This is a genomic window from Halobacteriovorax sp. RT-2-4 (assembly GCF_047085445.1).
GTDB lineage: Bacteria > Bdellovibrionota > Bacteriovoracia > Bacteriovoracales > Bacteriovoracaceae > Halobacteriovorax_A.
Genome location: NZ_JBKIXY010000001.1, coordinates 690,110 through 713,441, shown reverse-complemented (window position 1 = coordinate 713,441; position 23,332 = coordinate 690,110). Strand labels below are relative to the sequence as shown.

Here is a 23,332-nt window from a genome sequence, read left to right as displayed (position 1 = left end):
ACGGTATGATTTCTTTATGAAATCACTACTAAAGAAACACGTATTATTAAGTTTAATTTTTGGCGTCTGCCTTTCATGGTTTTTTGCAACCGTCTTTATCGACTTCATTGCAGCTCCAAGTATTTTTAGAAATGTTAGCTCTCTAAAAGAAGCAGGAACTCTTGGTGGAATTATCTTCACATCGTTCAATATTATTGAAATGATTTTTGCTATTCTTTTGATCATCGCAGCTTTTCTTTATAAGAAAAAAGGGAAGGCTTCAATGGTGATGAAGTTTATTGCCCTAACAACACTTGTCTTGGCCATCGTTTATACAACTAAACTATCACCAGGTATTCGCGACTCTCAGATTGCAAAATCAAATTACACTCACACTGATGAAGAGTATCAGGTGTTTGAAGAGAAGCTTAGAGGTTATCATAAACTCTATGTACGACTTGATAGTTATAAACTTCTAGCTCTTCTTACAATGTGCGGAATTTCACTAACGAGTCTAATGCGTTTAGAGAGCAAAGAAGGTGAGGCGTGATCTTAGTTACAGGTGGCGCTGGATTTATTGGAAGTGTTCTTGTTGCAAAGCTTAACGAGCTCGGACGTGATGATATCATTATTGTCGACCGCTTTGATCATGATCAGAAGTGGAAGAATTTAAAAGGCGTTAAATATGCTGAATATTTTCATGCTGATGAGTTTATCGACATTCAATTAGAAGAAGTTCATAAGCAGATTTCTTGTATCTATCACATGGGTGCTTGCTCATCCACAACTGAGATGGATATGGATTATCTGATGACTAATAATGTTGGTCATTCAAAGTTCTATTTTGACCTGGCATGTGATTTAAATATTCCATATATCTATGCATCTTCTGCGGCCACTTATGGTGACGGTGAGCTTGGCTATGAAGACAAAGAGGAGGAGCTTGGAAAGCTTCGCCCTCTAAATCCTTATGGTTACTCTAAGCAATTATTTGATGAGTGGGTTCTAAATCAAACTGATCGTCCAAAACATTGGTTTGGCCTTAAATTTTTTAATGTCTATGGCCCTAATGAGTATCATAAGGAAGAGATGCGCTCTCTTGTCCATAAAGCATACGAACAGATAAATGAAGTTGGAAAGGTTAAGCTCTTTAAGTCGCACAAAGAAGGGTATGAGGATGGTAAGCAGCTTCGTGACTTTGTTTATGTTAAAGATGTTGTTAATGCCATGATTGAGCTATCTGAGAAGGAGATGGCGAAGCACTCTGGTATTTATAATATTGGAACAGGTCGAGCCGATAGCTTTCTTAATCTCGTGAATCAAACGTTCATTGCAATGGGACGTGAGCCAAACGTTGAATTTATCGATATGCCTATGCATCTTCGTAATCAATATCAATACTACACTCAAGCAGATATGGATAAGTTTAGAAGAATACTTCCAAACTTCGAATTTCGTATCGTAGATGATGGTGTAGCCGACTATGTAAAGAATCATTTAATGAAGGATAATCCATATGTCGAAAGGTTCTAAAGAGTCGGGCTTTGAAGCAATTCTTGAGGCCATCTCTTTAATGAATAAAGAAGAGAAGGAAACTCTTATTTCTAATATCACAAAGATGGACTTTGAATTAGCAGATAAATTACGTGCGAGTATGTATCGTTTAAAAGATCTGCAATTTATCACACCACAGATGATGAGCGAGTTCTTAAGAGAAGTAAAAGTTGAAAGCTTAGGAAATGCCTTAAAGCTAGAAAGGGAAGAAGACCGACAGGGGATTCTTGCAAAACTTCCTAAAAGCATTCGAGAAGATATTCTTTTCTTTATCCAGAAAAAAGTTCCAAAGTCTCAGGCCCTAGAAGCACACCAGGAAGTCATGATAATCTATTCAAAGATGATCGATGATGAACGCTTGATTATCTCTCGAGACGATAAACTCGTTTAAACTCAACTAAAATTGAGGACTGGTGCGTTCTGACGGTGCCAATACTGGCCTTAAAAAGTCAGTCTGGCCCCAAAATTCATTTTTACACCACGAATTCCATAAAATTTATCCGAATTAAGGCCTTCAAAATTGGCACGCTCATTGCTTTATAATAAGCAGAGAAAGGAATCTCTCTAAAGTTATCAGGAAGAAAACTTTAGGTAAGACGTAATGGACTACTTATTTTTAGATTGAATGGAGATACTATGAACATTGAACAAAAAGAACACTTCAAAAACTTATTCATTAATCTTAAAAATCAGCTGGTCAGTACTACAGGAAGTGTCGAGCAAGTATTAACTAACGAGACTAGCGGTGACATTATCGACCAAACTTCTAATGAGAGAGATGCTCAACTAAAGCTAAAGCTTATGGGAAGAGATAAATTCCTACTTAACAAAGTTAATCGTGCTCTAGAAAAAATTGCAAGTGGTACTTTTGGAGAGTGTGAAGAGTGTGGAGAAGAAATCTCTATCAAAAGATTACATGCTAGACCAATCGCTACTTGTTGTATCTCTTGTAAAGAAGAGCTTGAAAGAGAAGAAAATTCTCGTACATATGAAAAGAGATCACATACAAACGGAAATGCAATGAGTGCACATAATAAGAACGTAGCATTTAAACATGCAGACGGTATGGATGAAAGTACAAATGTTGTTTCAATTGAAACTTTTGCAAGAAGCTTTGATGAGAAGAATGCAGCATTTTAAAAGATAACTTAAAGCAGAGGATAGATAGAAAAAAGGCCAGTTTCGAACTGGCCTTTTTTTATTTGAAATTTTATTTTGTTAAAACAACATAAAGAAGAATGTCTGCTTCTTCATTACTTAGTTCATCTCCAGAAGAGATTTCACCAGCTTCTTCTAATTCATATCTAATTAGATCTCTAATTGAATCAAGCGTATCTTGATCATCTCTTTCAATTGCTCTTTCAACTTCTTCACGATTAAGATTATTAATCGCTCTTGCTGTAACCTGTAGAGAAGATACACTTGCTGCAAAAGAAGTTTGAAAACCTAATGTTGCAGTCATTTCAGTATATAAACCTGCTGCATAAACCCAACCAGTTGTTACCATTGAGCTTGTGTCTAGAAAATCTCTTGTTGTTTCCAGGGCATTGGCCGGATTAGAGATTGTTAATGCCATTAGAATTGATAAAGTTAGTTTCTTCATTGCTTTCCTCAAATTATTCTTCAGATTCGTTTGGTATATATAGTGCTACATTAATAAGTTGATCAACATCTCTATCTGAAAGTTGATCAAGGCTTTCAATTTGTCCACCAGCTTTTAGGTCCTCTCTTACCATCTCTCTCAAAGAGTCGATGATATCAAGGTCATTTCTTTCAATAGCACGCTCGATTTCTTCTCTGTTATAAATTCCTAAAGATTCTTTAGTCATTTGAACTGCTTCTGACGGATTAAAAACCGCAAGTGATGCTAAAAATGTAGCATGAGTTACTGAACCTACTGCTTGAATTGCTAGTCCGATTGGCGCCACTGTGAAAGCTGTCGCAACAGATGTTGATGGCATATCTTCATTCATTAGACTTGGCATTGCTTGTGCACTATTTACAATTGTTGCAAAAGTGATCGTTGTAAGAAGTAATCTCTTCATTTCGTCATCCTCTTTTATTATTTTGTCTGGCCGACTATAAACGAAAAGAGTCTGGATAGGGCAAGTTTTGAAAATTATATAGAGCGAAAGGCCACCTTTTCTAAATATTAAGCTCTTAACTTCTTAATATCTCGAAAAGGTGGCGTGTACTTTTAGTTTATGTGATTTGATAATTCGCTAATAAGATCTTGAGAACGCTTTACGAATAGATCGCGCTCTTCTGGTTTTAGTCCTTCACTTGAGATACCCGCTAGGTCTTCAACATGCTGACAAAGTTTCTTTGCTAGGTCTTCATTCTTACCACTTGTGTGGATCTTGAATGCACTTTGAACTAGTGGATTTGTCGTATTAACGACAAGTGTTTTCTTAATAGGGAATTGGTGATCGCCACCCATTGACTGAGTCATTTGAGCAAAGCGTTTCATCGACTCATCAACTTTAAAATATGCAGGAGTTTGAGCATTTGCCATGCGGCCAATCTCAAGTCCCTTACTTGCCGGTGCTTCACCTTCTTTTTCTTCTAGTTTAATACCAAGGAATTTCGCAAACATCTCTTTGACTTTAATGTCGTTTTCAGAAGTTGCTTCACTTGCAAGTAGGTTTTCTATTTCAGAATCAACACTTACAAATTTGATTTCAACTTCTTCTTCACCCTTTTTGAATTTCTTCATTTCCGAGTGTTGGATGAAGTGTGGATCGATATGATTATCTGTCTCTAAGGCCTTAATTCCAGCTTCTTTAAGTTGAGCTAGAAGAGATTGGTTGGCCGCATCTTTTTCAAAGTAGAGAATTTTTCCGGCCATTTTCTCAGCGTAGTCAGCTGGTACTGATTCAAGGTATTCGTTTAGTGTAACAAATTGTCCTTCATTAGTTTTAAATAGTACTCGCTCACGCATTAAATCATCAAATTTCTCATCAGAAACACAACCGTATTTTACAAATAGCCCAATATCATTCCAGATGCTTTCATACTTTGCTCTATCTTTCTTATTAAGAAGTTTTAGGGCCTCTGCAACTTTCTTAACAATATAATTTGAAATCTTTCTAATATTTGGATCACCTTGTAGAGATGATCTTGATACGTTAAGTGGGATGTCATGAGAGTCAATAGCACCTTTAAGAAGTCCTAAGAACTCTGGAATAATATTTTTTACGTTATCAGAAACGAATACTTGGCGACAGTATAGACGAATATTCTTATCACCAACTGGCTTCATTGGGTTGTATTTTGGGAAGAATAAAATCCCGTTTAATGTAAATGGGTGATCAACATTTAGGTGAATCCAAAATAGGGGCTCTCCGTCCATTGGAAATAATTTACGATAGAGACCTTTGTAGTCCTCATCAGTTAATTCCTTAGGATCACGCTTCCAGATAGGTTTTGTGTCATTTACAATTGTTTCAGTATCTTCTTTATTTGCTTCATCTAATAATGCAATTTCATATGGCATAAAATCACAGTGGTTAGATAGAGTCTCATTTAGTTTCCACTTGTTTAGAAACTCTTCAGAGTCTTCAGCAATGTGAAGTGTAATCGTTGTACCAACTTCTTTTTTATCAGAGTCAGAGAAAGTGTATTCTGTATCACCTTCGCAAGACCATTTTGTTGCTGTTGAGCCTTTAGTCATTGAAAGAGAGTCAACTTCAACTTTTTTTGCAACCATAAATGCTGAATAGAAACCAAGTCCGAATTTACCGATAATATCATTATCTGATTCGCCGCCAACTTCTTCCATTTTCTTTACGAACTCTTCAGCTCCAGAAAAAGCCAGTTGAGCAATGTATTTTTCAACTTCTTCTTCGCTCATTCCAATCCCGTTATCAGTAACCGTGATTGTTTTAGCGTCTTTATTTACTTTTACAGAAATTCTTCCAGTAGGAAGCTCATCTCCCGTTTGACGTGCAAGTGTGGCGCGCTTTGTGATGGCATCACTTGCGTTGGCAATCAGCTCGCGGATGAAGATATCGTGTTCTGAATAAAGCCATTTCTTAATAATTGGAAAAATGTCGCTTGTTGCAACAGAGATTTGTCCTGTGCGATTAGTCATTGATACTCCTTCATATATAATCAAGTAGATAATTGTTCTTACGACCCAAAGATGGGAGCAAAATGATGAGCGTCAAGGGTTAAGAGTAAAAAAATTACTTAAATTCTTAAAATCATTGAAAAAATTAGGTATAAGATAGGAATTCATTTTTATAGCGAGGGAAGTACATGGAAAACCATGTTCAAGATATTCAATTAATTTCAACAGGTGGAACAATAGAGAAGTCCTATAGCGAGAGCGATGGTTCATTAAAGAATCGAGATTCTTTTATTCGCCAGACTATCATTGACCGTCTAAGGCTTCCTTATACGAAGCTTCACATAATGAATATTATCAATAAAGACTCGCTGTATTTCACTGATTATGATCGTCAGGTTTTGCTTAAGACAATAAAGGCGCAGTTGGAGAAAAATATTCCTCTAATCGTGTTGCATGGAACTGATACCATGGCAAAGTCTGCACAATTTGTTTATGACGCTCTTGACGGCGCAAAAGACTTGCAAGTTCCAATCATTTTCACTGGAGCGATGAAGCCTATGGGCTTTGTTGATAGTGATGCCTTTCAAAATGTTACAGAAAGTCTATATGCTGCTAAAATAGTAGAAGCAGGTGTGTATATTTCTTTTCACGGGCAACTTTTTAAAGTTCCTGGTGTGAGAAAGAATCATGCAAAGCGTACGTTTGAATATATTCAAGACTAACTTATAGGGAGGATGCAAATGGATATGCATCATGAAGAAGTCACTAACGAAGATAGTAAGGACCTTTCTTTTATTGATTCAATGTATGAAGCAGTAAGCGCAATGAAGGGGAATCTTCCTCATTATTTACCACTATTCTTTTTATCATTCGCATTAAAGGCCTATGGCCTAGCATATTTTAATGCTCAAGATGACATGACGGTAATTACGGTGGCCGCGGTAAATGTTTTTGGTACAATTATTCAGTCGGTTTTTATTCTTAATTTCTTCTTCTTTGCTTTCGAAAAATTACCTTATCGAGTTTCAAAAGTTCTGTGGGATATTCCTACGTATATGTTCTACGGCTTTCTTACTTCGCTACTGATGATTCTTGGAGTCGCTTTTTTTGTGATCCCATTTTTTTATGTAGCCTATTTCTATAGTTTTGTTGCCATGACATCGATTCTTTTTGATAAAGAAGGTGAATCGAATTTTGCTATCACAAAAAAGAAAGTTTCAACTCTTGGCGGCACTTATTTAGGGTTTCTGGTGATTTCATTTATCATTGCAGGGATTGCTCAAGTCGTTACTAATTACGCGCCAGGGACGGGGATAGCGATTGAATTAATTTATATAATTTGTCTGTTATTAACTCTGATTCAAGACGTGCTAACAGGGGTTCTTGTTTCCTTGTTTAGAAAAGCCTAGATTCTTCATTATCTAATTCCAAATTGCACATATTTAAGGCAGCTGATTTACGAGTTTATTCGTAAATTCAGCTCCTTAGCGCTTTATCGGCAGATTTTTCAAGTTCGAGGTTAATATTTACTTAGGGTTAACTTAATTTTCTCTGATTTCGATAAGTAGAGTGAAGATTATTAACTTAAGGCCAAATTAATGATGAAGAATGTCTTAGTCTACCTATTCACACTTTCACTTTTTGTTTCTTGTATGGAGCAGCCACGTTCTGTGCGTGACATTGTAGAGAATCCATCTGAAGAAGTTGGAAGTGGAGATAACGGAAGTGGTGGATCATCTGGTGGAAATAATGCAACAGATGGAGATAATGAGACTATCACAAGTATTCCTAATACAACTGCCGTTGAAATTACTCAAATCATTGACCCAAATACTGGATCTTTTAAAAAGAAAGTTTCAATTCCTAAAGATTTTAGAGGGAAGCTCCACCTTACTGGTTTAAATATTTCATCCCTTAAGAATCGTGTTGTGAAAGGACGCTTCTATTTTGGACGAGAGAGAACACCAATTGTTTTAGATGGTGTTGTTGGTCAAGTTCCTGGTTCAGGGATTACTGAGTTTTCAACTATTAATGTTATTACATTTGATTTAGCAGATAAGAAGTTTAACGACATCAGACTTCTTTATGATCTATTTGACTACAATGATTATGATAATGATACGGCCGAAGATGTTGAAGGTGATGCAACTAATGCAGGTCTTTACTGTCGTGGTCTACGTTTAGAAGACGATCCAACTTTTACATCTTCTATTAGTCATCCTTACTGTAATCAAGCAGGGGATGTGTGCCTTTACTCATATGCAAAAATTAAGGATCAAACTCTTTGGTACGATGAAATCGTAAATGCTGAAACAGTTTCTAAAACAAATACACCTGTATTTGAGCAAATTGATATTGAAGGTAATCTTCTTGCAAATGAATCTTTAGAGACTAATTTATATAAGTGTCTTCCTGATAAGAAAGACTCAGCGATGTTTCAAAGCCTTTTTGGTGTGAATCATCCTGCGGCCGTAGGCACTGCTCTTGCTTTAGGTGGGGGAGCTTATGATTACCGTGGCCCATATCGTATTCATAACGAAGATGAGTGGGAAATTAAAGGTGCAGCTGTTTATCAGTCGGGAACGACTCCAAGTGCAATTTTTAAAGCACCACTTTCTGGTGCTGCAGATTTTACGAATATTGCTTCAGGAACTCAGGCATACCTGTTCCCACGTGCAGGAAAGATTAATTATCAAACAACTGGGATTCAATACTTAGGTTCTCAATCTCCATTTTCTAACCGTTCTGTTCAAACTCTAAATGCTGCTGGTGATACGTACTATATGGATGGTTGTAATATTAGAGCTAAGAATTATAACGCATCAACTGGTGAGACGGTTTCAAGTTGTAACGTAACAGGGACAATTGAGCTGTTTACAATGGAAGATGGTTTTGAAGTTCAAATTGCTGAAACAAAAGAGATTAAGCTTCAATTACTAAAGACAGGCCTTGGTGCTAAAGATGGTTATGATTTTAATTCTCTAAAGTCATGTAGTGCAAATCGTGAATGTGGTTCAGGAGAGTGTTGTTTTAATAATCGTTGTTTTTCTCGCTCAATTGTAGGGCAGTGTAGTGATGATTTTGATTCAACAGGAAATCTTCCTACTGGAAATAGTTGTAATTCAGATTTTGATTGTGCGTCACTTTGTTGTGATGGAACGACTAATACATGTCGTGATCATATTAATAATGACTTCGAACAAGTTCTTTGTTCAAAGGTTCCAAATCAAAGTTGTGTCTCGAAAGAGTTCTGTCGTATCGAATACGTTAGACAGTGTTACCTCATTCGTGTCAACGACCCGAATAATGCTCTTTCTTGTGAGAAGAGATGTTATTCAGTTCCAACTTTTGGTGATTGTGTAAACGGTCTTTGTAAGCCACCAATTACACCTCAAGAGCCAGCTACTCCAACGACTCCTGCAGACTGTTCAGGTGAGGATGTTCTGGATTCACCACCATTTAACTTGAGCGATCTTTAGTTATTAATAGTAACTTGTAAGGTTGCTCAAGCCTTCGGACTTTTCTATAATGCTTGAAAATTACTAAGTAAGAAAAGTGGAGAAATCATGTTTAATAAAGATTGTTTCCTAGATCACATTGCGATCGCAGTTGAGAATCTAGATAATGCCGAAAAAATTTATCGTGACTTAGGTTTAGAATTTAACCACCGAGAAGTGGTTGAAGATCAGCAAGTGACGACTTCTTTTGCTCATATTGATGAAAATGCTCATATTGAATTACTTGAGCCGATTGATGGTCAAGGCCCAATTGCCAAGTATCTTGAGAAAAAAGGTCCAGGGATTCACCATATGTGTTACCGCGTTCCTGATGTTGCAAAAAAGTCACAAGAGCTTAGGGACTTAGGTTATAATCTTCTCTATGAAGCGCCACGCCCTGGAGCGAATAATTGTTTAGTGAACTTTATTCATCCAAAATCAACTGGTGGAGTTCTCATCGAGATTGCTCAAAAAATGTAAGGAGAAAGAATGCAAAATATTTATCTGCCGCCATTAACAAAGGTAAACAAGTATCTCATCGGGATCATTGTCGCATCCTTTCTTATAAGCGCAGTCTTTGCACAATTTCTTAATATCTCATTAGTTAATACTTTAGGGCTCAACGTTTCAGCGCTAAAGGCCGGTCTCATTTATAAGTTATTTACATATCCTTTTGTGAATACTGGTCTTTTTAATGTTGTCTTTACAGGGCTTCTATTTTGGTTTCTTGGAAGTGATCTTGAGATGCGTTGGGGAGCAAAGAGGTACCTACAGTATCTTGTGATTGCTGCTCTTGTTAACGCTTTTGCATACACTATTTTTGCACTCTTTATGGGTGGTGCAACGATAAATTATCCATTTCATGGAATGGCATTCTTATCATCTGCAATGTGTGTGAGTTACGCCTGTATTTACCCTGATCGTATTTTTCAATTCTTTATGATCATTCCGGTAAAGGCCAAGTACTTCTGTTTAATCCTTGCGGGGATGAATGTGTACCAAGGCTTTTTCACTCCAGGTGGTGCTCAGGCCTTTGCAAATATTGCTTCTATGATTTTCGGTGCTGTATTTGTTTTAGGTTTTAGGGCCCTAGGTCATTACGTACGCTCTCAAGGCTCTCGTATTGCAACTAAGCAAGGTGGGAAATCGACAAGCAAGAAAAAGAAAAGTCACCTAAGATTAGTTGATGATGAGGAGCGTCCAAATCCAGATGAACCAAGGTTTTGGCAATAAGCTTTTTAAGTCCCTGATATTTTTAGGGGTTTCCAAAGCAAATAACACATGATATAAAGCTACATTATTATAAATATATCAATCGTTAATTTTTTAAATAAGGAAATTCAATGAGACTTTCAAGAGCGTTACAAGAGAAAATTTTAGACCTAAGATTAAGAGATAAGCTTATCGCTGAGGGTAAAGTAACTAAGGCTCAGGTTGAAGAATACCTAAATGGATTAAAAGACGAAGAGTCAAACGTTACGACTACTGACGAGTCTACAGCTCCAGGAATGAATCAATAATTCAAACCAAAATTTTTTATATCAAGGCCGCTTTTTAGCGGCCTTTTTTATTCCTAAATATTCTCCGTTAAGAATTCAAACAAACTTGAGGCCACTGGCCCTAATTTTCTAGCATTTAAAAAGGCAAGGTTTAGCTCGTTAATCATGTGATCTTTTGTTCCCTTAAAGAGCATGAGCTTTGATTTATTATCTGAGCGTTCAATAACGTGTAGGGGAAGAACGGAAATTCCTACTCCCGCAAGAGTTAGGCGCAGAACACCTTGAACGTCCATTAATTGCGCTTTTGGATGTTTGTTAAAGTTCTTGTTAAGGTGGTATTTAAACCAGCTTGTGATAACAGGTGAGCCTTCTAGGTAAGCAATAAAGTCTAATTCATCGGCCCTTTTAAATTTCGTATTCTCGCTTAGGCCATGAGAGCTCGCATACTCTTTTGAGCAGCAAAGAATAAGTCTTTCACTTGATAGGTTTCGTGTCGCAATTTGTTTTGGAAAGTTGAAACTGTCTGTGATTGCAAAGTCTAGGCCACCATTTAAAAGAAGCTGGCTTTGTCTAGCGGCGTGGTCATAGTTAATTTGCAAGGAGACTTCAGGATGTAACTTAAGCCATTCAGCAATGATTGGAATAAGTCTGTTATTACCAAACTCAATTGGCATCCCAATATGTAAAGTACCTTTTAAAACATTCTTTTTGGCCGAAACGTCTGCGAGGGCGCTCTCAAGATTCTCAAGAATTTGGCGACACTCCGTATAGAGCCTGTGGGCCTGCTCCGTTGGTAAGACCTTCTTATTAATACGATCAAAAAGGGAGATTTGCAGTAGTCCCTCAAGGGATTTGATGTGCTGAGACACCCCAGGTTGGGTCATCGCAAGATTTTTTGCTGTTTGAGACATATTCATTGTCTCATAAACTTCGATGAAAACACGCAGTGTAGGAATAGAAATATAGTCTATGTTCATAATTTCAGTACCTTAGGTGGTTCTATAGGATCAAGTATAACATATAATTATGGATAATGATTATTATATATAATTTCTACTAATTTATTCTTTGTTCTATAACTCCTTTCACAAGATAAGACTTTGAATTTTTTTTAGAAGGTTTAGGGAGTAGGATTATGAGTAAATTAGTTTCAATTATTTTTCTTGCAGTATTAGCAATGAATGTAAGTGCAAAAGAAATTATTCTTAATGGTGATCTTATTGATTCTCAATCATTTCGAGGAAGAATCTTCAAAGTTATTATCACTGAGCAAAATGAAGAAATCGAATTAGTAAATGAGTACTTTGAAGCTCAAAGCTGTGAAGATGGACAATTTGCTCTTAAGCAAGCTGGACTAGGTAAGTACAAGCTTGAAGCAGTTCTTAACTGTAAGAATTGGGTAGATGAGCCTAGACAGCTTAACGTATGCCCTGAAATCTTCGCTCCTGTTTGTGGTGCCATTAGCGGTATCGACGGTGATGCGTTTATTAGCTTTCCAAATTCGTGTGAACTATATCGTGCAAAGGCCATTTATGTAAATGAAGGCCGTTGCGAGTAATTTAAAAATTCCTTTTTTAAATTCCCATGTGTTGTTGTCTTAAGGCCCGCTTCCCTCGCGGGCCTTATAACATTTTAGAGCTACATATTAATAAACATTCTTCTTAATTTATTTCCATTACTATAACGTGCATCCTTCGAATGGCTGCCTTTAAGCGCAAAATGCTTTTGACGGTAGTGTTGATTATTTCGACGTTTACCTTTCTTATAAAGTCGTGTTTTCTTTTTAAGTTTTTGCTTACGTTCAGCTAAGTCATATTCTGTTGATACATTTTCGATATTTTTTCTTCTCGCTAGAAATCGTACTTCAAATGCAGGAAGTCCTAATCCTAGGTAGAATAGTAGTAGATAAGATCGCATGGAGACCTCTCAATTTAAAAATTTGTGAATGAAAAAAATGAATTTTAAATGTGAGAAGTGTTCACGATAATCACCTCGGTTAGTCGATTGAAATAAAGAAATGGATTTCTAAGTGATTATAGATTCATGATTTTTACACTATAGCATAGAAAAATAATTCGTGGTTATTGAACAACGAATTTTGAATAAAATACTTCTTTAACGACGCTCTTTTTTGCTAATTGATTGATACGTTTCTTGATTCGTCCTTCAAAGATTAATTTCCCTGAAAGAGAGTTTAGTTCATCAGGTTCAATTGATGCTGCGACATCAATAATGATGTCATAAATTTGTGGTTTGATCGTATCGAGTATTTGAGAGTCGTCTTGAGTGAAGAGGACAAGGTTGATTTGTACATCAAGAAATCTAAGACGGCGAGTTGCCGAGTCTAGGTTGACTGTAATCTTATCTAGAACATAAGTTGTTGGGAAATTGATTTGTTTGAAGTCATCTTTAAGCGCCTGCATTTCTGTAGCACTATTTGGTAGCTCTTTTTTGTAGATAACATTGGTGTAAACGAAGACGCCAACTGTGGCCATCGTTGTCAGTAGCAAGAATGCAATAATAAGTTGATCAAGTAATTTTCTTCCCGTCATAGAACTATAATATCATAGTTATTTTGGTGATTTAACTCGCTTTGTCGCTAGGTAGAAAATACTTTTTTAAAGTGTTGTTCTCCGAGTGGAGCACTCGGTCTATGCTAACGCTATAAAATTTGTATAAAATACTTTGCCTGTGATTATTTATGGAGGATGTAATGGGTAAGTCTAATAAGAATAAACGCAATAAGAAGTATGTAACGAATCGTAAAGAAGTGAAGAGAAGCTCTGCTATGAACACTTGGATTCTTATAGCGGTCACTGCAATTGGTGCATCCGTTGTTATTTATCTTTCATAATAGCAAGCAAACGAATAAAAAATATTAAAACAAAATATTCAATACATGATGCGCAGCTAATGTATGCGCATCGCTTCATTTCGTCTTAATTTTTGTGATTATGATTCAAGTTTGCTAGCATTTCACTCTTCACACATGAAAAAAGTTAAATTTAAAAGAGGGAATATGTTTAAAACTTTACTCGCAATTGCTGCGGCCATTTCTACATTGTCAGCTCAGGCCGAAATCTCAACTTATCAATCACTTCCAAAGGATTATGTAGGTACAATTAATCCTAATTCTTTCATTGAAGATGAAGTGACTGCTGGTGGTTTTAACGAATTAATGAAATATGTTGTTGCTGCACCTTCACAAGAGGATGCTGGCTCATGTCTATATATGTCACATACTGGTGTTGTTGAGTGGTGGTACAACCGCCTAAATAATCTTGAAGGTGATAATAAAGTTGATTTTGCTGAACGTTACTATATGTCTTTAAAGACTAATAAAACTAATCAAGACGAAATTGATAACTGGAGAACGGATAATATCAGAAGAATTAATAAAAGTTCTGTGATGTTCTCAAATAAGGATTACCGTTTTACAAAAGGTAACTTTAAGAAAGTTGATGGCAAGCGTGTTGTAACAGATGCAAATGATGAAGATGGATCTTATGGGACACAATTTAATTGGATTGATTTAACAGATACTATTGGGAAAAATGCTGTTGAGTACAAGCTTCCAAAGTTTAAAAGAGAAGTCCTTCATGTTGATGCTGATAAAGACCAGTGGTCTGTTGCAAAAGCTCCAGCAGATATTGTTGAAAGAATTAAAAAAGCTCTTCATAAAAGAAATGCTCCAGTTCTTGTCATTTATAACCATAAGGGTTTCTGGCACGCTAATTATATTTTTGGCTACAATGACAATGCTGATACAAAGGGATGTCCATTTGTTTCATCTTTTAAACCTTTTATGGAAGAGAAGCGTGACTACTGGTTAGAGAAGGCCGAGAAAACAAAATCTGATTCTTGGCGTGCTAAGTACTTGGCCAATGCTGAAAAAGTGATGGAAAAGGGAGATGCTGTTCAAAAACGTTACGAGGAAGTTGGATGCGCTTCAAAAGGTGTATTCTACGTTCGTGATTCAATTTATCCAAATGAAAATATGCCAAAATATGACTATGATCTTGTGAAAGAAGGTGAAGAAGATTTCTTAAATGCACCACTTATTGCAAGAGAATATGCTTGGGTACAAACGACTCTAAATCATGCAATTCAGATCTACCCAGAAGGTATGGAGTAAATTGAGATTTTTAGTATTATCTTTTTTATTTCTATTTTCAATTAATGCTAGTGCTACTTGTAGCACTAGTGACTCTCATAAAAGTCACGATGTGGTCTTTATCCATGGGATCGCAAGCAATAAGGGTGCTTTTGGCCATTGGGCCGAGTACTTAAAAAAATATCACCCCAATGAGTGTATCAACTCTCATTTTTTTGAATACGACACAGGAAATAATAAATTAAATCTTGAAGACTTTATCCAAAGTTTTGATTCCTACATGCATAAGAATTTTGAACATAGTAATTCAAAAATTACAATCGTTGCCCACTCCCAAGGTGGCCTTATTACGATGTTTTGGCTTAAGAGTATGGATGAGGCCCAAGATCCGATTCGTCATCGAGTAAAGAATATCATGACAATGGCGACACCTTATTATGGAGCGATTATAGCAAACCTAGGCTATTCCTTAGGGACATTTGTGTTGCCAATTCTTGGTAAGAAAGAATTAAAAAATATGAAAATTGGCTCTAAGAAAGTTGTTGAAACATTGGAGTTCTTCAAGAGTTCTCATTTTAAGGATATTATTTCTGATAAAAACTTTGTCACGATTTCAGCGACGCTGGCACCGAGTATATTTGATATTGAAGGGGATTTTGCCGTGGCCCCTTTTAGTTCAAATCCAAATATAAAAAATGAACAAGAGGTTTCGACTCATTATAATATCGACGGTGTTCATTTAAGATTTCGCCTTTTTGGAACACCTGCTACAACCCTTGTATCAAAGTACTGTCTTATTTCACCTGCTCGTTGTGAAAACTCAAGTTTGGCGATTTTTGAAAAAGAATTTCTAGGTAATCAGAAAGTAAAAATTAATTATGCAAAAGATATTAATACGTTTGCAGTTTATTTAAGAACTAAAGAAAAAGGCCCTTTTTGGGTTCATTCAAATAATATTCAGCGTGGTTTACGTTTGAGCTTTATCCATATTAGAGATGACCTATACTTTTATAAAGGCTATTTAATAGATGGTGATACAAGCGCTGAGCTTATTGTTTCACATGGAAATAGGACTTCAGTGATAGAAGTTAATTCAGGACAAACGAGTTATCTTACTCATTAACATAAAATCGAAATTCGCTATATTGTGAACTAATCAAGTCAAAAACTTCTTTTAAACGATAGAAATCTTGGCCTAATTTATTTTGCGCATCTTTTGTATTTGACCAATATAAACTTAAGTTTTTATCAGTATAAGTTTGGATAAATTCGTAGAGTTCGTCGATATTATTCGTATAGAAACTTGGGAAATCAAATAAGCGGCCGCACTCAACTAAGTAATCATCAAGTGTATCAAGTCCGTTGGAATTTAATTCAATTTCTCTGCGCATTTATTTCTCATTGCTAAAGGAAAATATATTGTTAGAATCAATTTATGACTAAGTTAATGAGTTTATTCGTATCCTGTCAATTGCTCTTTGGACTAAGCTCCTATGCTTCACATCCCAAAGTTGAGCTTGCGAATAAATACCTAAAGGCACGTAAACAATATTTGCTTGAGTATACAACTTTCGGTGTCGATGAGTGTCTTAAGCTTCATGCGGATAAGATCGTTTCCAAGGAAGATGGCTCTGGCCGTATTGTTGTTGGAACGCCACGTTACTTTCAACTACTTAGTTCTTGCTTCAAAAATATTACGAATACTTGTTATGGCGAGAATTGCATCGTGTCACGTTCCATGTCCAAGCGTTTAAAGAATGTTGACCACGTGGACTCGATTCTAAATAGTCTATAATATCAAGTGTTTTTCCCCAAAAAGTGCGACTTTGAAAGTGTCTTTTCCTATTTAAAAAGCTATAATATCGCTCAACTACATTAATTTAAAATACATTTAATTACCCAAAGGAATTTACATGACTGTTCGTGTTCGTTTTGCACCTTCTCCAACTGGCTACCTTCACATCGGTGGCGCTCGTACTGCTCTTTACAGCTACCTTTTTGCTAAGGCAAATGGTGGAAAATATATCTTAAGAATTGAAGATACTGACCTTGAAAGATCAAAGCGTGAGTATGAAGAAGCGCAAATTGCTGACCTTAAATGGATGGGAATCGAGCATGATGAAGGTCCTGATAAGGGTGGAGACTTTGGTCCATACCGTCAGTCTGAAAGACTTGATATTTATAAAGACATTGCTTGGGATTTTATTAATCGTGGATTAGCTTATCCATGTTTCTTAACAAGTATTGAATTAGAGCGATTAACTGAAAAAGCAGCAAGTGAAAATAAAGACCCACATGCTTATCACGGACAATATCGTGATCTTGACCCGGCCCAAGCTAAGGCGAGAATTGATGCGGGTGAAGAATATGTAATTCGTTTTAAGAACCCTGGAAAAACTTGGGAGTTCACTGATCTTGTAAAGGGTCACGTTAAATTTCCAGAAAATATGGTAGGGGACTTCGTTATCTTAAGAGCGAATGGAATGCCTGTTTATAACTTCTGTTGTGTTGTTGATGATGCAAAGATGGAGATGACTCACGTATTCCGTGCAGAAGAGCACTTAAACAATACATGTCGCCAGCTTATGATCTACGATGCAATGGGTGTGACACCTCCTCAGTTTGGTCACGTCTCACTACTTATTGGTCACGATCGTCAAAAGCTTTCGAAGCGCCATGGGGCAACTTCGGTTACTCAGTATAAGGATCAAGGTTATCTTCCAGCAGCACTTGCAAACTATCTATGTCTACTTGGTTGGTCACATCCTGAAGAGACAGATATTTTTGATGTAAATGAACTTGGTAATAAATTTGGTTACGAAAGATTTTCTAAGTCTTCAGCAATGTATGACATTCAAAAGCTAAACTTCTTTAACGAGCAGTGGCTTAGAAAATTAGATGACAAAGATATTGCAGCTGGATTTGATCGCTTTGTTCCTGCAGGAAGTGAATATCACAAGCAAGATGAAGCTTGGAAGATTAAGTTTGCAGGACTTATGAAAGACAAGGTCCAGCTATTTAGCAATATTAATGAGCACCTGCCAATTTTCTTTGATGCTGGTGTCGATGCAGATCCACAATATGAAGAAGCGATTTCGTGGGAGACAACTCCACAGATTAAGGAATACCTAAAGGCACAACTAGCAGATCAAACGACTAACGTTACTGAAGAGCAAGTTGGTGAGTGGATGGATTACTTAAAGAAAGAATTAAAAATTAAAGGGAAGCCACTATTTATGGGTACACGTGTATGTCTTACTGGACGCGCACATGGGCCAGATTTAAAGACTGTTGTGGCACTTACTCCAGTATCAATTATTAAAGAGAGACTAGCGTAATGAATTTTTTTGAAGAATTAGAAGCAAGAGGAATTGTTAATCAATACTCACACGAAGAGTTGAAAGAAATTTTAAATGATAAGAAAATTTCATTTTATTGTGGTTACGATCCAACGGCAAGATCTCTTCAATTAGGGAATTTGTTTGCAGTTGTTACAATGATGCGTCTTCAAAGACAAGGTCATAAGCCTTACGTTCTCGTTGGTGGTGCAACAGGAATGATTGGTGATCCTTCTGGGAAAAGTGATGAGAGAAATCTTCAATCAGAAGATCAAGTTCTTCAAAACCTTGAAGGTCAAAAGGCACAGCTTCAAAAGCTATTAGATTTTGAAGGTGAGAATGCGGCCACAATGGTTAACAATATTGACTGGATTGGAAAGTTTTCATTCCTCGAGTTTCTAAGAGATGTTGGTAAGAGATTTCGTGTTGGTGAAATGCTTGCAAAGGACTCTGTAAAGTCGAGAATTAGCTCAGAAGCTGGAATTAGCTATACTGAGTTCACATACCAAGTTATTCAAGGTTATGACTTTGCTCACCTGAATAAAGAATATGATGTAAGCTTACAAATTGGTGGAGCAGATCAGTGGGGGAATATGACTGCAGGAATGGATCTTACTCGTAAGATGCACCAGAAGCCTGCATTTTGTATGACAATTCCACTTCTAACTGATTCCAATGGAAAGAAGTTTGGTAAGTCTGAAGGTGGAGCAATCTATCTTGACCCAACAATGACATCTCCATACAAGATGTACCAATTCCTACTTAATTCAGATGACTCTTCAGTAATTAGATATCTAAAAACTTTAACGTTTTTAACTTTAGAAGAAATTGCTGAATACGAGAAGTTAGTTGAAACAGAGCCTCATTTAAGAGCAGCACAAAAAAGACTGGCCGAAGAGATCGTAAGCTTAGTTCACGGTAAAGAAGGGATCGAAGCGGCACAGAAAGCAACAGACTTCTTCTTTGGTAAGGTTATTGAAAATACGACTGATGCAGAGTTAGCGGGTATTTTTGATGATGTTCCTTCGATTGAGCTTGAAAAATCGCAATTAGGTGAAATTACTTACTTAGATATGCTTGCTGCAACTCCTTTGTTTAAATCAAAGGGAGAGGCAAGAAAAATGGTCACTCAAAACGGTGTTGCCATCAATAACATTAAGAATGCTAATGTTGATCACGTGATAACTACCTCAGATTTGGCAAGTGAGTCTTGCTTAATTCTAAAGAAGGGGAAGAAAAATTATTGTGTGGTAAAATTCGTTTAGAAAACAAACAGAAACTATATGAACACACAGCAACTGATCGATTTATTAAAGCTTGGAAATTTTGAAGAGCAAAATGTTCGAGTTGCTGTGTTTGATGAAAATGCTTGTTTCCTCTTTGTTTCAACAACTCTTTTTGGATTCTCTGAAGATTATCTTGGAATGAGTGTTTATGATTACTACAAAGGTCACTTAAGCGAATCTGAAGTTTTAAAAGTTAAGAATTGTTTTGCAAGAGCGCTAAACGGAGAGTTTGGCCGAGAGCAGATTATACTTACGAATCGACTTAATCGAGATGCTATTACTTGGGATGTCGAATTTAATCCTTTTATTGACGATGAAGGCAATAAGAGAGTTTTATCTAAGATTCGCCCGCATGAAGTTAATCTTACTACTAGCTCGACAAATTTCTTTATTAGAGAAATGGTTGAGCAAAGTTCTGATATTTTCACTGTCTTTGATAAGGATTATAACTTTGTCTACGTTTCAAAAGCGGATGCGACTTGGAATGGAAAGCCTCTCGTTGGGCTAAATATTAAAGATGTTGTAAGTGGAAAAAATCTTAAGAAATTCTATCAACGTGCTGATCGAGCAAAAGAATCTGTCGGTGAAATTATCACTGATACTGTTTTTATGGAAATGGGAGATGATGAGGAGTCAGTTTTTGAATGCTCAATGGAGTATCATGACTTCAATCAGCTAGGTCACTACTTTCTTGATCGTACGGCCGATGTTACGGAACGCTTCCGTCGTAACCGCGAAATTGATTCTCAAAAAGCAACAATTGATAAAATGAGTAAGTGGACGGCCCTCGGACAAATGGCCGCCAATATAGCTCATGAAGTGAATAATCCATTAGCAATCATCGAACTGCAGGTTCAGGCCATTGAGCGACGTGGTGAAACGATTAGTTCAGAGCAATTATTAGAGAAAATTCGCTCAATTGGTGAGCAAAAAAATCGAATTGCAAATATTGTTAGCTCTCTCAATATTTATTCTCAAGATGATCGCTCAATGCGTGAGATGACAAGCTTGTCTTCGATTGTTCATGACTCTATTGCATTATTTAAAACAGGGCTTGTTGACGAAAGTCTTCGCATCGTTTTTTCAAATGATGCTGATTCGGATCTCGTGAATATTAACTCATCAGAGATTATTCAAGTTTTAATCAACTTATTTAACAACTCTCACGATGCGATTGCTGGACTTAAAGAGCAATGGATTGAAATTAATCTTCTAGATGATGCTCAACACGTTATCCTTGAGGTATTAGATAGTGGGCAAGGGATTGAAAAAGATATAGCTCAAAAAATCTTTAATCGTTTCTATACAACTAAAAGTAAAGAAAAGGGAACAGGTCTTGGCCTAAATATTAGCCGTGAAATTATTATGGATCACGGTGGAAGTTTAACGTATGACCCAGACTCTGAATATACGACTTTCTCTATAAGCCTTCCAAAGTCTGAGCTACTTTAATTCGCGTTTCCTGTATGAATCCCAAGAACTGAACATGAAGCCTTTGCCATAATTTGGTCATCTTCTGTACCAAAGACATGAAACCAACGATGCTTCTTATTTGAGTTGAAAACGAGCAGGTCATATTCAACTGTAATCGTTTCTAGAGTATCGACTTTGTCGTGATACTTTATAATGTGTCCAGTTGTTCTAACATTCATATCACCACTAATAAGGCGAATATACTTCTCAACTTGTGAGGTCTCTTCAATTGTAAGGTCTTTGTCGGTTAAGTAGATAAATGTGATCTCTGCTTTATGGGCCTCTGCAATTTGTTGGGCCGCCTGAATTAGTGTGACATCATTTGAGTTTTGGTCAATTAAAACCATAATCTTTCTCATATACCTCACACCATTGTCTCTAAAGATAACGAGGTGACAATTTAAATGAGACCTTAGCCATGCTACGGGACTTTGTGTTGTGAATGTATCACGTAGGCGTCCTTTCCACTCCATGAATAGCCAATTACAGTGTAGTCTTTGGCCAATTTCAAAGATTGATTTTGATAGATCGTGGGTAACAATTGGATCAAAGTTAATTGGTGTTGTCTTCTCAATGGCCATGGCAATAACTCGACGTCTTAAAGACCTAAGTTTTGGGTCTTCATCAGTAAAGTCATTAAGATCAGTTTGCTCAGGTGCCTCTGTCAGGTGAGCAACTTCAATATTTTCTCCACCCGCAAGTGATGTCCCCATATCAATGAGCATCTCTGGTGATCGCTCATTTCCAATGAGGGCCACGACAACATTAGCGTCTTGATCAAGACTTAATTTTTCCGACATTGCTGGAGCAGGAAATTGGGCCTCATTTACTAGGTCCGTTCTCTTTCCTCTGATACCAAGAACTCCTTTTCGGTTAACACGTCCTTTAGCGTAGAAGAGATAAATCAAAATTCCTGGAACTGAAATTGAAACCAGCCCAATCACGGCCAAGTCTTTCATCATTACAAGTAAGTATAGAGTTGAAAGAATTCCGAAAATTTGGACGTACGGATATAGTGGTGATTTGTAAGTCGGTTTATACCACTGGATATGTGTTTCTCTTAGAGCGATAACAGCAATATTTTCAATCATGTAAATTGTTAGAATGAATGCTGAAGCAAGCTTTGCGATCTTAGCAATATTTAAAAAGTAGATGGCACAGGCGATGACAAGTCCTGAGGCCAAAATACTCCATACTGGTGTAAGAAATTTTCGATGAAGATGTCCAAATAGCCTTGGGATAAGGTGATCACGGCTCATGGCAAAAGGGAAACGAGAAGCTGCTAAAAGGCCTGCGTTTGCCATTGAAGTCATCGTTAGAATGGCCAAAATCGCCATAACCAGACCGAAATTTTTCCCACCAAATTCATATGCTAGGGTATAGATTGGTCTTAAATTATTTTTGAGTTGCTCTAGTGGTAAGTATTTAGCTAGGGCAAGTGTTGTAACACAGTAAAGAAGTGTCACAATTAAAAGTGACAGAAGAATACCTCTTGGGAGATTCTTTTCTGGCGTCTTTATCTCTTCCGCAATTGCTGCAACTTTAGTTACACCCGCGTATGAAATGAAAACAAGACCAGCTGCTGCTAAGATCGTATCAATATGTGTAAACGAAAATGGAATCCCTGTAATAACCTGGGCCGTTGAAAGGGTTCCAATATTTAAAACTGTTAAGCCTATTGTCGAAAGAATGACGACGGCAATCAGTAATCCACTGACTTTACCAACACCAACAATATTAAGGAGCGTGATGATGGCCGTTAGAATAAGGGCAAAGTTTTTTAAGTCAAATCCTGAGCTAATGGCCCCTAGATAGGCACCAAAACCCATTAATGCGAAAGCTGCTTTAAGAAGCAGCGAGATCCAAAGGCCAAGACCTGCAATTGTTCCGGCCATAGGGCCAAATGTTCTTTCTATATAGATATATGTACCACCTGAAGCTGGCATGGCCGTGGCAAGTTCAGACTTAGATAGAGCGGCCGGAAGAACGCAAAGTCCAGCTAGTAAGTATGAGATCCAAACATATGGGCCTGTTACTTCAAATGCGAGTCCTGGAAGAACAAAGATCCCTGATCCAAGCATTGAGGCAATACTGATAGAGATAACTGACGAGAGTCCTAAGTTTCTTTCAAGTTTCTTCAATTAAATTCCCTTATTCAAATTTTAGTATTTGGGCATTATCACAAAAAAGAAAGGGATTGTTAATAAAAATAGGTATTTGGACTATAGTTCAGCTAGGATCTCTTCAAGAGCTTTTTTTACAAGGTCGCGCTTTGAGTCAAGATCTTGGTCTAGCTCAAAAGCCTTTAAAGAAGCACCAATTTTAAGGAAATTATAGCAAGAGAAGCTTCCGGCCATCTTGTGAAGGACCTGACGGAGTTCATTTTCTTGCATCGTTGCAATTTTTGGCAAGAGGTAGTCAATTTCAGTTTTTTTAGATGCCTTAAACTTCGGAAGTAGTTTTTGAATATGAGAATTGAGACTCTTTTCCATGACATCCACCTTGTGGGCTATGTGAGGG

Annotated in this window: 27 protein-coding genes; 18 read left to right on the top strand and 9 right to left on the bottom strand. The window is 36.9% G+C overall.

The window, feature by feature from the left end; translation table 11 throughout:
- The first annotated feature begins 16 nt into the window (after window positions 1–16).
- From ACMAYL_RS03310 to ACMAYL_RS03295, 4 genes are all read left to right on the top strand, one after another.
- Window positions 17–529 (top strand): DUF4149 domain-containing protein, encoded by a 513-nt coding sequence (locus ACMAYL_RS03310; protein WP_392991576.1) that lies wholly within the window; start codon window positions 17–19, stop codon window positions 527–529.
- Complete coding sequence (gene rfaD, locus ACMAYL_RS03305) at window positions 526–1,512, top strand: ADP-glyceromanno-heptose 6-epimerase (protein ID WP_103217544.1); 987 nt, start codon at window positions 526–528, stop codon at window positions 1,510–1,512. The genes ACMAYL_RS03310 and rfaD overlap by 4 nt, the downstream gene beginning before the upstream one ends.
- Complete coding sequence (locus ACMAYL_RS03300) at window positions 1,496–1,924, top strand: FliG C-terminal domain-containing protein (RefSeq protein WP_412462730.1); 429 nt, start codon at window positions 1,496–1,498, stop codon at window positions 1,922–1,924. Before rfaD ends, ACMAYL_RS03300 begins: the two co-directional genes overlap by 17 nt.
- A gap of 245 nt (window positions 1,925–2,169) precedes the next feature.
- Window positions 2,170–2,673, top strand: coding sequence for a TraR/DksA family transcriptional regulator (locus ACMAYL_RS03295; protein WP_103217542.1), 504 nt, complete (start codon window positions 2,170–2,172; stop codon window positions 2,671–2,673).
- A gap of 70 nt (window positions 2,674–2,743) precedes the next feature.
- Here the strand turns inward: ACMAYL_RS03295 and ACMAYL_RS03290 are convergent, their stop codons facing one another.
- From ACMAYL_RS03290 to htpG, 3 genes are all read right to left on the bottom strand, one after another.
- Entirely contained in the window at window positions 2,744–3,136 is a 393-nt protein-coding gene (locus ACMAYL_RS03290) for a hypothetical protein (protein WP_103217541.1), read from the bottom strand.
- A gap of 13 nt (window positions 3,137–3,149) precedes the next feature.
- Window positions 3,150–3,578 (bottom strand): hypothetical protein, encoded by a 429-nt coding sequence (locus ACMAYL_RS03285; protein ID WP_103217540.1) that lies wholly within the window; start codon window positions 3,576–3,578, stop codon window positions 3,150–3,152.
- 152 nt (window positions 3,579–3,730) lie between these two features.
- Entirely contained in the window at window positions 3,731–5,626 is a 1,896-nt protein-coding gene (gene htpG / locus ACMAYL_RS03280; protein ID WP_103217539.1) for a molecular chaperone HtpG, read from the bottom strand.
- Window positions 5,627–5,793: 167 nt separating this feature from the next.
- On the opposite strand from htpG, the gene ACMAYL_RS03275 reads away from it, so the two are divergent.
- The 6 genes from ACMAYL_RS03275 (at window position 5,794) to ACMAYL_RS03250 (ending at window position 10,622) form a co-directional block, all read left to right on the top strand.
- Complete coding sequence (locus ACMAYL_RS03275; protein WP_392991584.1) at window positions 5,794–6,327, top strand: asparaginase domain-containing protein; 534 nt, start codon at window positions 5,794–5,796, stop codon at window positions 6,325–6,327.
- Window positions 6,328–6,345: 18 nt separating this feature from the next.
- On the top strand, window positions 6,346–7,014 hold the full coding sequence (locus ACMAYL_RS03270; protein ID WP_103217537.1) for a hypothetical protein: 669 nt from the start codon (window positions 6,346–6,348) through the stop codon (window positions 7,012–7,014).
- Between the two features lie 189 nt (window positions 7,015–7,203).
- Entirely contained in the window at window positions 7,204–9,084 is a 1,881-nt protein-coding gene (locus ACMAYL_RS03265; RefSeq protein WP_103217536.1) for a hypothetical protein, read from the top strand.
- A gap of 87 nt (window positions 9,085–9,171) precedes the next feature.
- Window positions 9,172–9,582, top strand: coding sequence for a methylmalonyl-CoA epimerase (gene mce, locus ACMAYL_RS03260; protein ID WP_103217535.1), 411 nt, complete (start codon window positions 9,172–9,174; stop codon window positions 9,580–9,582).
- Between the two features lie 9 nt (window positions 9,583–9,591).
- Window positions 9,592–10,335 (top strand): rhomboid family intramembrane serine protease, encoded by a 744-nt coding sequence (locus ACMAYL_RS03255; protein ID WP_103217534.1) that lies wholly within the window; start codon window positions 9,592–9,594, stop codon window positions 10,333–10,335.
- A gap of 110 nt (window positions 10,336–10,445) precedes the next feature.
- Window positions 10,446–10,622, top strand: coding sequence for a hypothetical protein (locus tag ACMAYL_RS03250; RefSeq protein WP_158246841.1), 177 nt, complete (start codon window positions 10,446–10,448; stop codon window positions 10,620–10,622).
- A 53-nt stretch (window positions 10,623–10,675) separates the two neighbouring features.
- Here the strand turns inward: ACMAYL_RS03250 and ACMAYL_RS03245 are convergent, their stop codons facing one another.
- On the bottom strand, window positions 10,676–11,578 hold the full coding sequence (locus ACMAYL_RS03245; RefSeq protein ID WP_412462729.1) for a LysR family transcriptional regulator: 903 nt from the start codon (window positions 11,576–11,578) through the stop codon (window positions 10,676–10,678).
- A 158-nt stretch (window positions 11,579–11,736) separates the two neighbouring features.
- On the opposite strand from ACMAYL_RS03245, the gene ACMAYL_RS03240 reads away from it, so the two are divergent.
- Window positions 11,737–12,159, top strand: a complete 423-nt coding sequence (locus ACMAYL_RS03240; RefSeq protein ID WP_103217532.1) for a hypothetical protein — start codon at window positions 11,737–11,739, stop codon at window positions 12,157–12,159.
- An 80-nt stretch (window positions 12,160–12,239) separates the two neighbouring features.
- On the opposite strand, the gene ACMAYL_RS03235 is transcribed toward ACMAYL_RS03240, so the two are convergent.
- Complete coding sequence (locus ACMAYL_RS03235; protein ID WP_412462728.1) at window positions 12,240–12,518, bottom strand: hypothetical protein; 279 nt, start codon at window positions 12,516–12,518, stop codon at window positions 12,240–12,242.
- 164 nt (window positions 12,519–12,682) lie between these two features.
- A complete protein-coding gene (fliL, locus tag ACMAYL_RS03230; RefSeq protein ID WP_103217530.1) occupies window positions 12,683–13,153 on the bottom strand; it encodes a flagellar basal body-associated protein FliL in 471 nt (156 codons plus the stop codon).
- Between the two features lie 161 nt (window positions 13,154–13,314).
- Here fliL and ACMAYL_RS03225 point away from each other — a divergent pair, with 161 nt between their 5' ends.
- The 3 genes from ACMAYL_RS03225 to ACMAYL_RS03215 all read left to right on the top strand — a co-directional run bounded on the left by ACMAYL_RS03225 (window position 13,315) and on the right by ACMAYL_RS03215 (window position 15,838).
- Window positions 13,315–13,455 carry a hypothetical protein gene (locus ACMAYL_RS03225; RefSeq protein WP_158246840.1) on the top strand — a complete coding sequence of 47 codons (141 nt, stop codon included), beginning with the start codon at window positions 13,315–13,317 and terminating at the stop codon, window positions 13,453–13,455.
- A 165-nt stretch (window positions 13,456–13,620) separates the two neighbouring features.
- Window positions 13,621–14,736 carry a hypothetical protein gene (locus ACMAYL_RS03220; RefSeq protein WP_103217529.1) on the top strand — a complete coding sequence of 372 codons (1,116 nt, stop codon included), beginning with the start codon at window positions 13,621–13,623 and terminating at the stop codon, window positions 14,734–14,736.
- A 1-nt stretch (window position 14,737) separates the two neighbouring features.
- Window positions 14,738–15,838: an esterase/lipase family protein gene (locus tag ACMAYL_RS03215; RefSeq protein WP_412462726.1), complete on the top strand. Its 1,101-nt coding sequence runs from the start codon at window positions 14,738–14,740 to the stop codon at window positions 15,836–15,838.
- Here ACMAYL_RS03215 and ACMAYL_RS03210 read toward each other — a convergent pair.
- Complete coding sequence (locus tag ACMAYL_RS03210) at window positions 15,828–16,106, bottom strand: barstar family protein (RefSeq protein WP_103217527.1); 279 nt, start codon at window positions 16,104–16,106, stop codon at window positions 15,828–15,830. The genes ACMAYL_RS03215 and ACMAYL_RS03210 overlap by 11 nt on opposite strands.
- 44 nt (window positions 16,107–16,150) lie before the next feature.
- Here ACMAYL_RS03210 and ACMAYL_RS03205 point away from each other — a divergent pair, with 44 nt between their 5' ends.
- The 4 genes from ACMAYL_RS03205 to ACMAYL_RS03190 all read left to right on the top strand — a co-directional run bounded on the left by ACMAYL_RS03205 (window position 16,151) and on the right by ACMAYL_RS03190 (window position 20,791).
- Window positions 16,151–16,510, top strand: a complete 360-nt coding sequence (locus ACMAYL_RS03205; RefSeq protein WP_146037823.1) for a hypothetical protein — start codon at window positions 16,151–16,153, stop codon at window positions 16,508–16,510.
- A gap of 118 nt (window positions 16,511–16,628) precedes the next feature.
- Window positions 16,629–18,053 (top strand): glutamate--tRNA ligase, encoded by a 1,425-nt coding sequence (gene gltX, locus ACMAYL_RS03200; protein ID WP_412469667.1) that lies wholly within the window; start codon window positions 16,629–16,631, stop codon window positions 18,051–18,053.
- The gene (gene tyrS / locus ACMAYL_RS03195) at window positions 18,053–19,318 is read left to right on the top strand and encodes a tyrosine--tRNA ligase (protein WP_392991597.1); all 1,266 of its coding nucleotides are present in this window, start codon (window positions 18,053–18,055) and stop codon (window positions 19,316–19,318) included. Before gltX ends, tyrS begins: the two co-directional genes overlap by 1 nt.
- Window positions 19,319–19,336: 18 nt before the next feature.
- Entirely contained in the window at window positions 19,337–20,791 is a 1,455-nt protein-coding gene (locus ACMAYL_RS03190; protein WP_412462724.1) for an ATP-binding protein, read from the top strand.
- Here ACMAYL_RS03190 and ACMAYL_RS03185 read toward each other — a convergent pair.
- Both ACMAYL_RS03185 and ACMAYL_RS03180 read right to left on the bottom strand, forming a co-directional pair.
- Complete coding sequence (locus ACMAYL_RS03185; protein WP_392991601.1) at window positions 20,788–22,953, bottom strand: amino acid permease; 2,166 nt, start codon at window positions 22,951–22,953, stop codon at window positions 20,788–20,790. The genes ACMAYL_RS03190 and ACMAYL_RS03185 overlap by 4 nt on opposite strands.
- 81 nt (window positions 22,954–23,034) lie before the next feature.
- A complete protein-coding gene (locus ACMAYL_RS03180; RefSeq protein WP_103217521.1) occupies window positions 23,035–23,304 on the bottom strand; it encodes a hypothetical protein in 270 nt (89 codons plus the stop codon).
- Window positions 23,305–23,332: the final 28 nt, after the last annotated feature.

Bases quoted from the DNA above. Each gene is read 5' to 3' on its own strand.
- ACMAYL_RS03310 (WP_392991576.1), top strand. From the start codon at position 17: ATGAAATCACTACTAAAGAAACACGTATTATTAAGTTTAATTTTTGGC.
- ACMAYL_RS03300 (WP_412462730.1), top strand. From the start codon at position 1,496: ATGTCGAAAGGTTCTAAAGAGTCGGGCTTTGAAGCAATTCTTGAGGCC.
- ACMAYL_RS03295 (WP_103217542.1), top strand. From the start codon at position 2,170: ATGAACATTGAACAAAAAGAACACTTCAAAAACTTATTCATTAATCTT.
- ACMAYL_RS03290 (WP_103217541.1), bottom strand. From the start codon at position 3,136: ATGAAGAAACTAACTTTATCAATTCTAATGGCATTAACAATCTCTAAT.
- ACMAYL_RS03285 (WP_103217540.1), bottom strand. From the start codon at position 3,578: ATGAAGAGATTACTTCTTACAACGATCACTTTTGCAACAATTGTAAAT.
- htpG (WP_103217539.1), bottom strand. From the start codon at position 5,626: ATGACTAATCGCACAGGACAAATCTCTGTTGCAACAAGCGACATTTTT.
- ACMAYL_RS03275 (WP_392991584.1), top strand. From the start codon at position 5,794: ATGGAAAACCATGTTCAAGATATTCAATTAATTTCAACAGGTGGAACA.
- ACMAYL_RS03270 (WP_103217537.1), top strand. From the start codon at position 6,346: ATGGATATGCATCATGAAGAAGTCACTAACGAAGATAGTAAGGACCTT.
- ACMAYL_RS03265 (WP_103217536.1), top strand. From the start codon at position 7,204: ATGATGAAGAATGTCTTAGTCTACCTATTCACACTTTCACTTTTTGTT.
- mce (WP_103217535.1), top strand. From the start codon at position 9,172: ATGTTTAATAAAGATTGTTTCCTAGATCACATTGCGATCGCAGTTGAG.
- ACMAYL_RS03255 (WP_103217534.1), top strand. From the start codon at position 9,592: ATGCAAAATATTTATCTGCCGCCATTAACAAAGGTAAACAAGTATCTC.
- ACMAYL_RS03250 (WP_158246841.1), top strand. From the start codon at position 10,446: ATGAGACTTTCAAGAGCGTTACAAGAGAAAATTTTAGACCTAAGATTA.
- ACMAYL_RS03245 (WP_412462729.1), bottom strand. From the start codon at position 11,578: ATGAACATAGACTATATTTCTATTCCTACACTGCGTGTTTTCATCGAA.
- ACMAYL_RS03240 (WP_103217532.1), top strand. From the start codon at position 11,737: ATGAGTAAATTAGTTTCAATTATTTTTCTTGCAGTATTAGCAATGAAT.
- ACMAYL_RS03235 (WP_412462728.1), bottom strand. From the start codon at position 12,518: ATGCGATCTTATCTACTACTATTCTACCTAGGATTAGGACTTCCTGCA.
- fliL (WP_103217530.1), bottom strand. From the start codon at position 13,153: ATGACGGGAAGAAAATTACTTGATCAACTTATTATTGCATTCTTGCTA.
- ACMAYL_RS03225 (WP_158246840.1), top strand. From the start codon at position 13,315: ATGGGTAAGTCTAATAAGAATAAACGCAATAAGAAGTATGTAACGAAT.
- ACMAYL_RS03220 (WP_103217529.1), top strand. From the start codon at position 13,621: ATGTTTAAAACTTTACTCGCAATTGCTGCGGCCATTTCTACATTGTCA.
- ACMAYL_RS03210 (WP_103217527.1), bottom strand. From the start codon at position 16,106: ATGCGCAGAGAAATTGAATTAAATTCCAACGGACTTGATACACTTGAT.
- ACMAYL_RS03205 (WP_146037823.1), top strand. From the start codon at position 16,151: ATGACTAAGTTAATGAGTTTATTCGTATCCTGTCAATTGCTCTTTGGA.
- gltX (WP_412469667.1), top strand. From the start codon at position 16,629: ATGACTGTTCGTGTTCGTTTTGCACCTTCTCCAACTGGCTACCTTCAC.
- tyrS (WP_392991597.1), top strand. From the start codon at position 18,053: ATGAATTTTTTTGAAGAATTAGAAGCAAGAGGAATTGTTAATCAATAC.
- ACMAYL_RS03190 (WP_412462724.1), top strand. From the start codon at position 19,337: ATGAACACACAGCAACTGATCGATTTATTAAAGCTTGGAAATTTTGAA.
- ACMAYL_RS03180 (WP_103217521.1), bottom strand. From the start codon at position 23,304: ATGGAAAAGAGTCTCAATTCTCATATTCAAAAACTACTTCCGAAGTTT.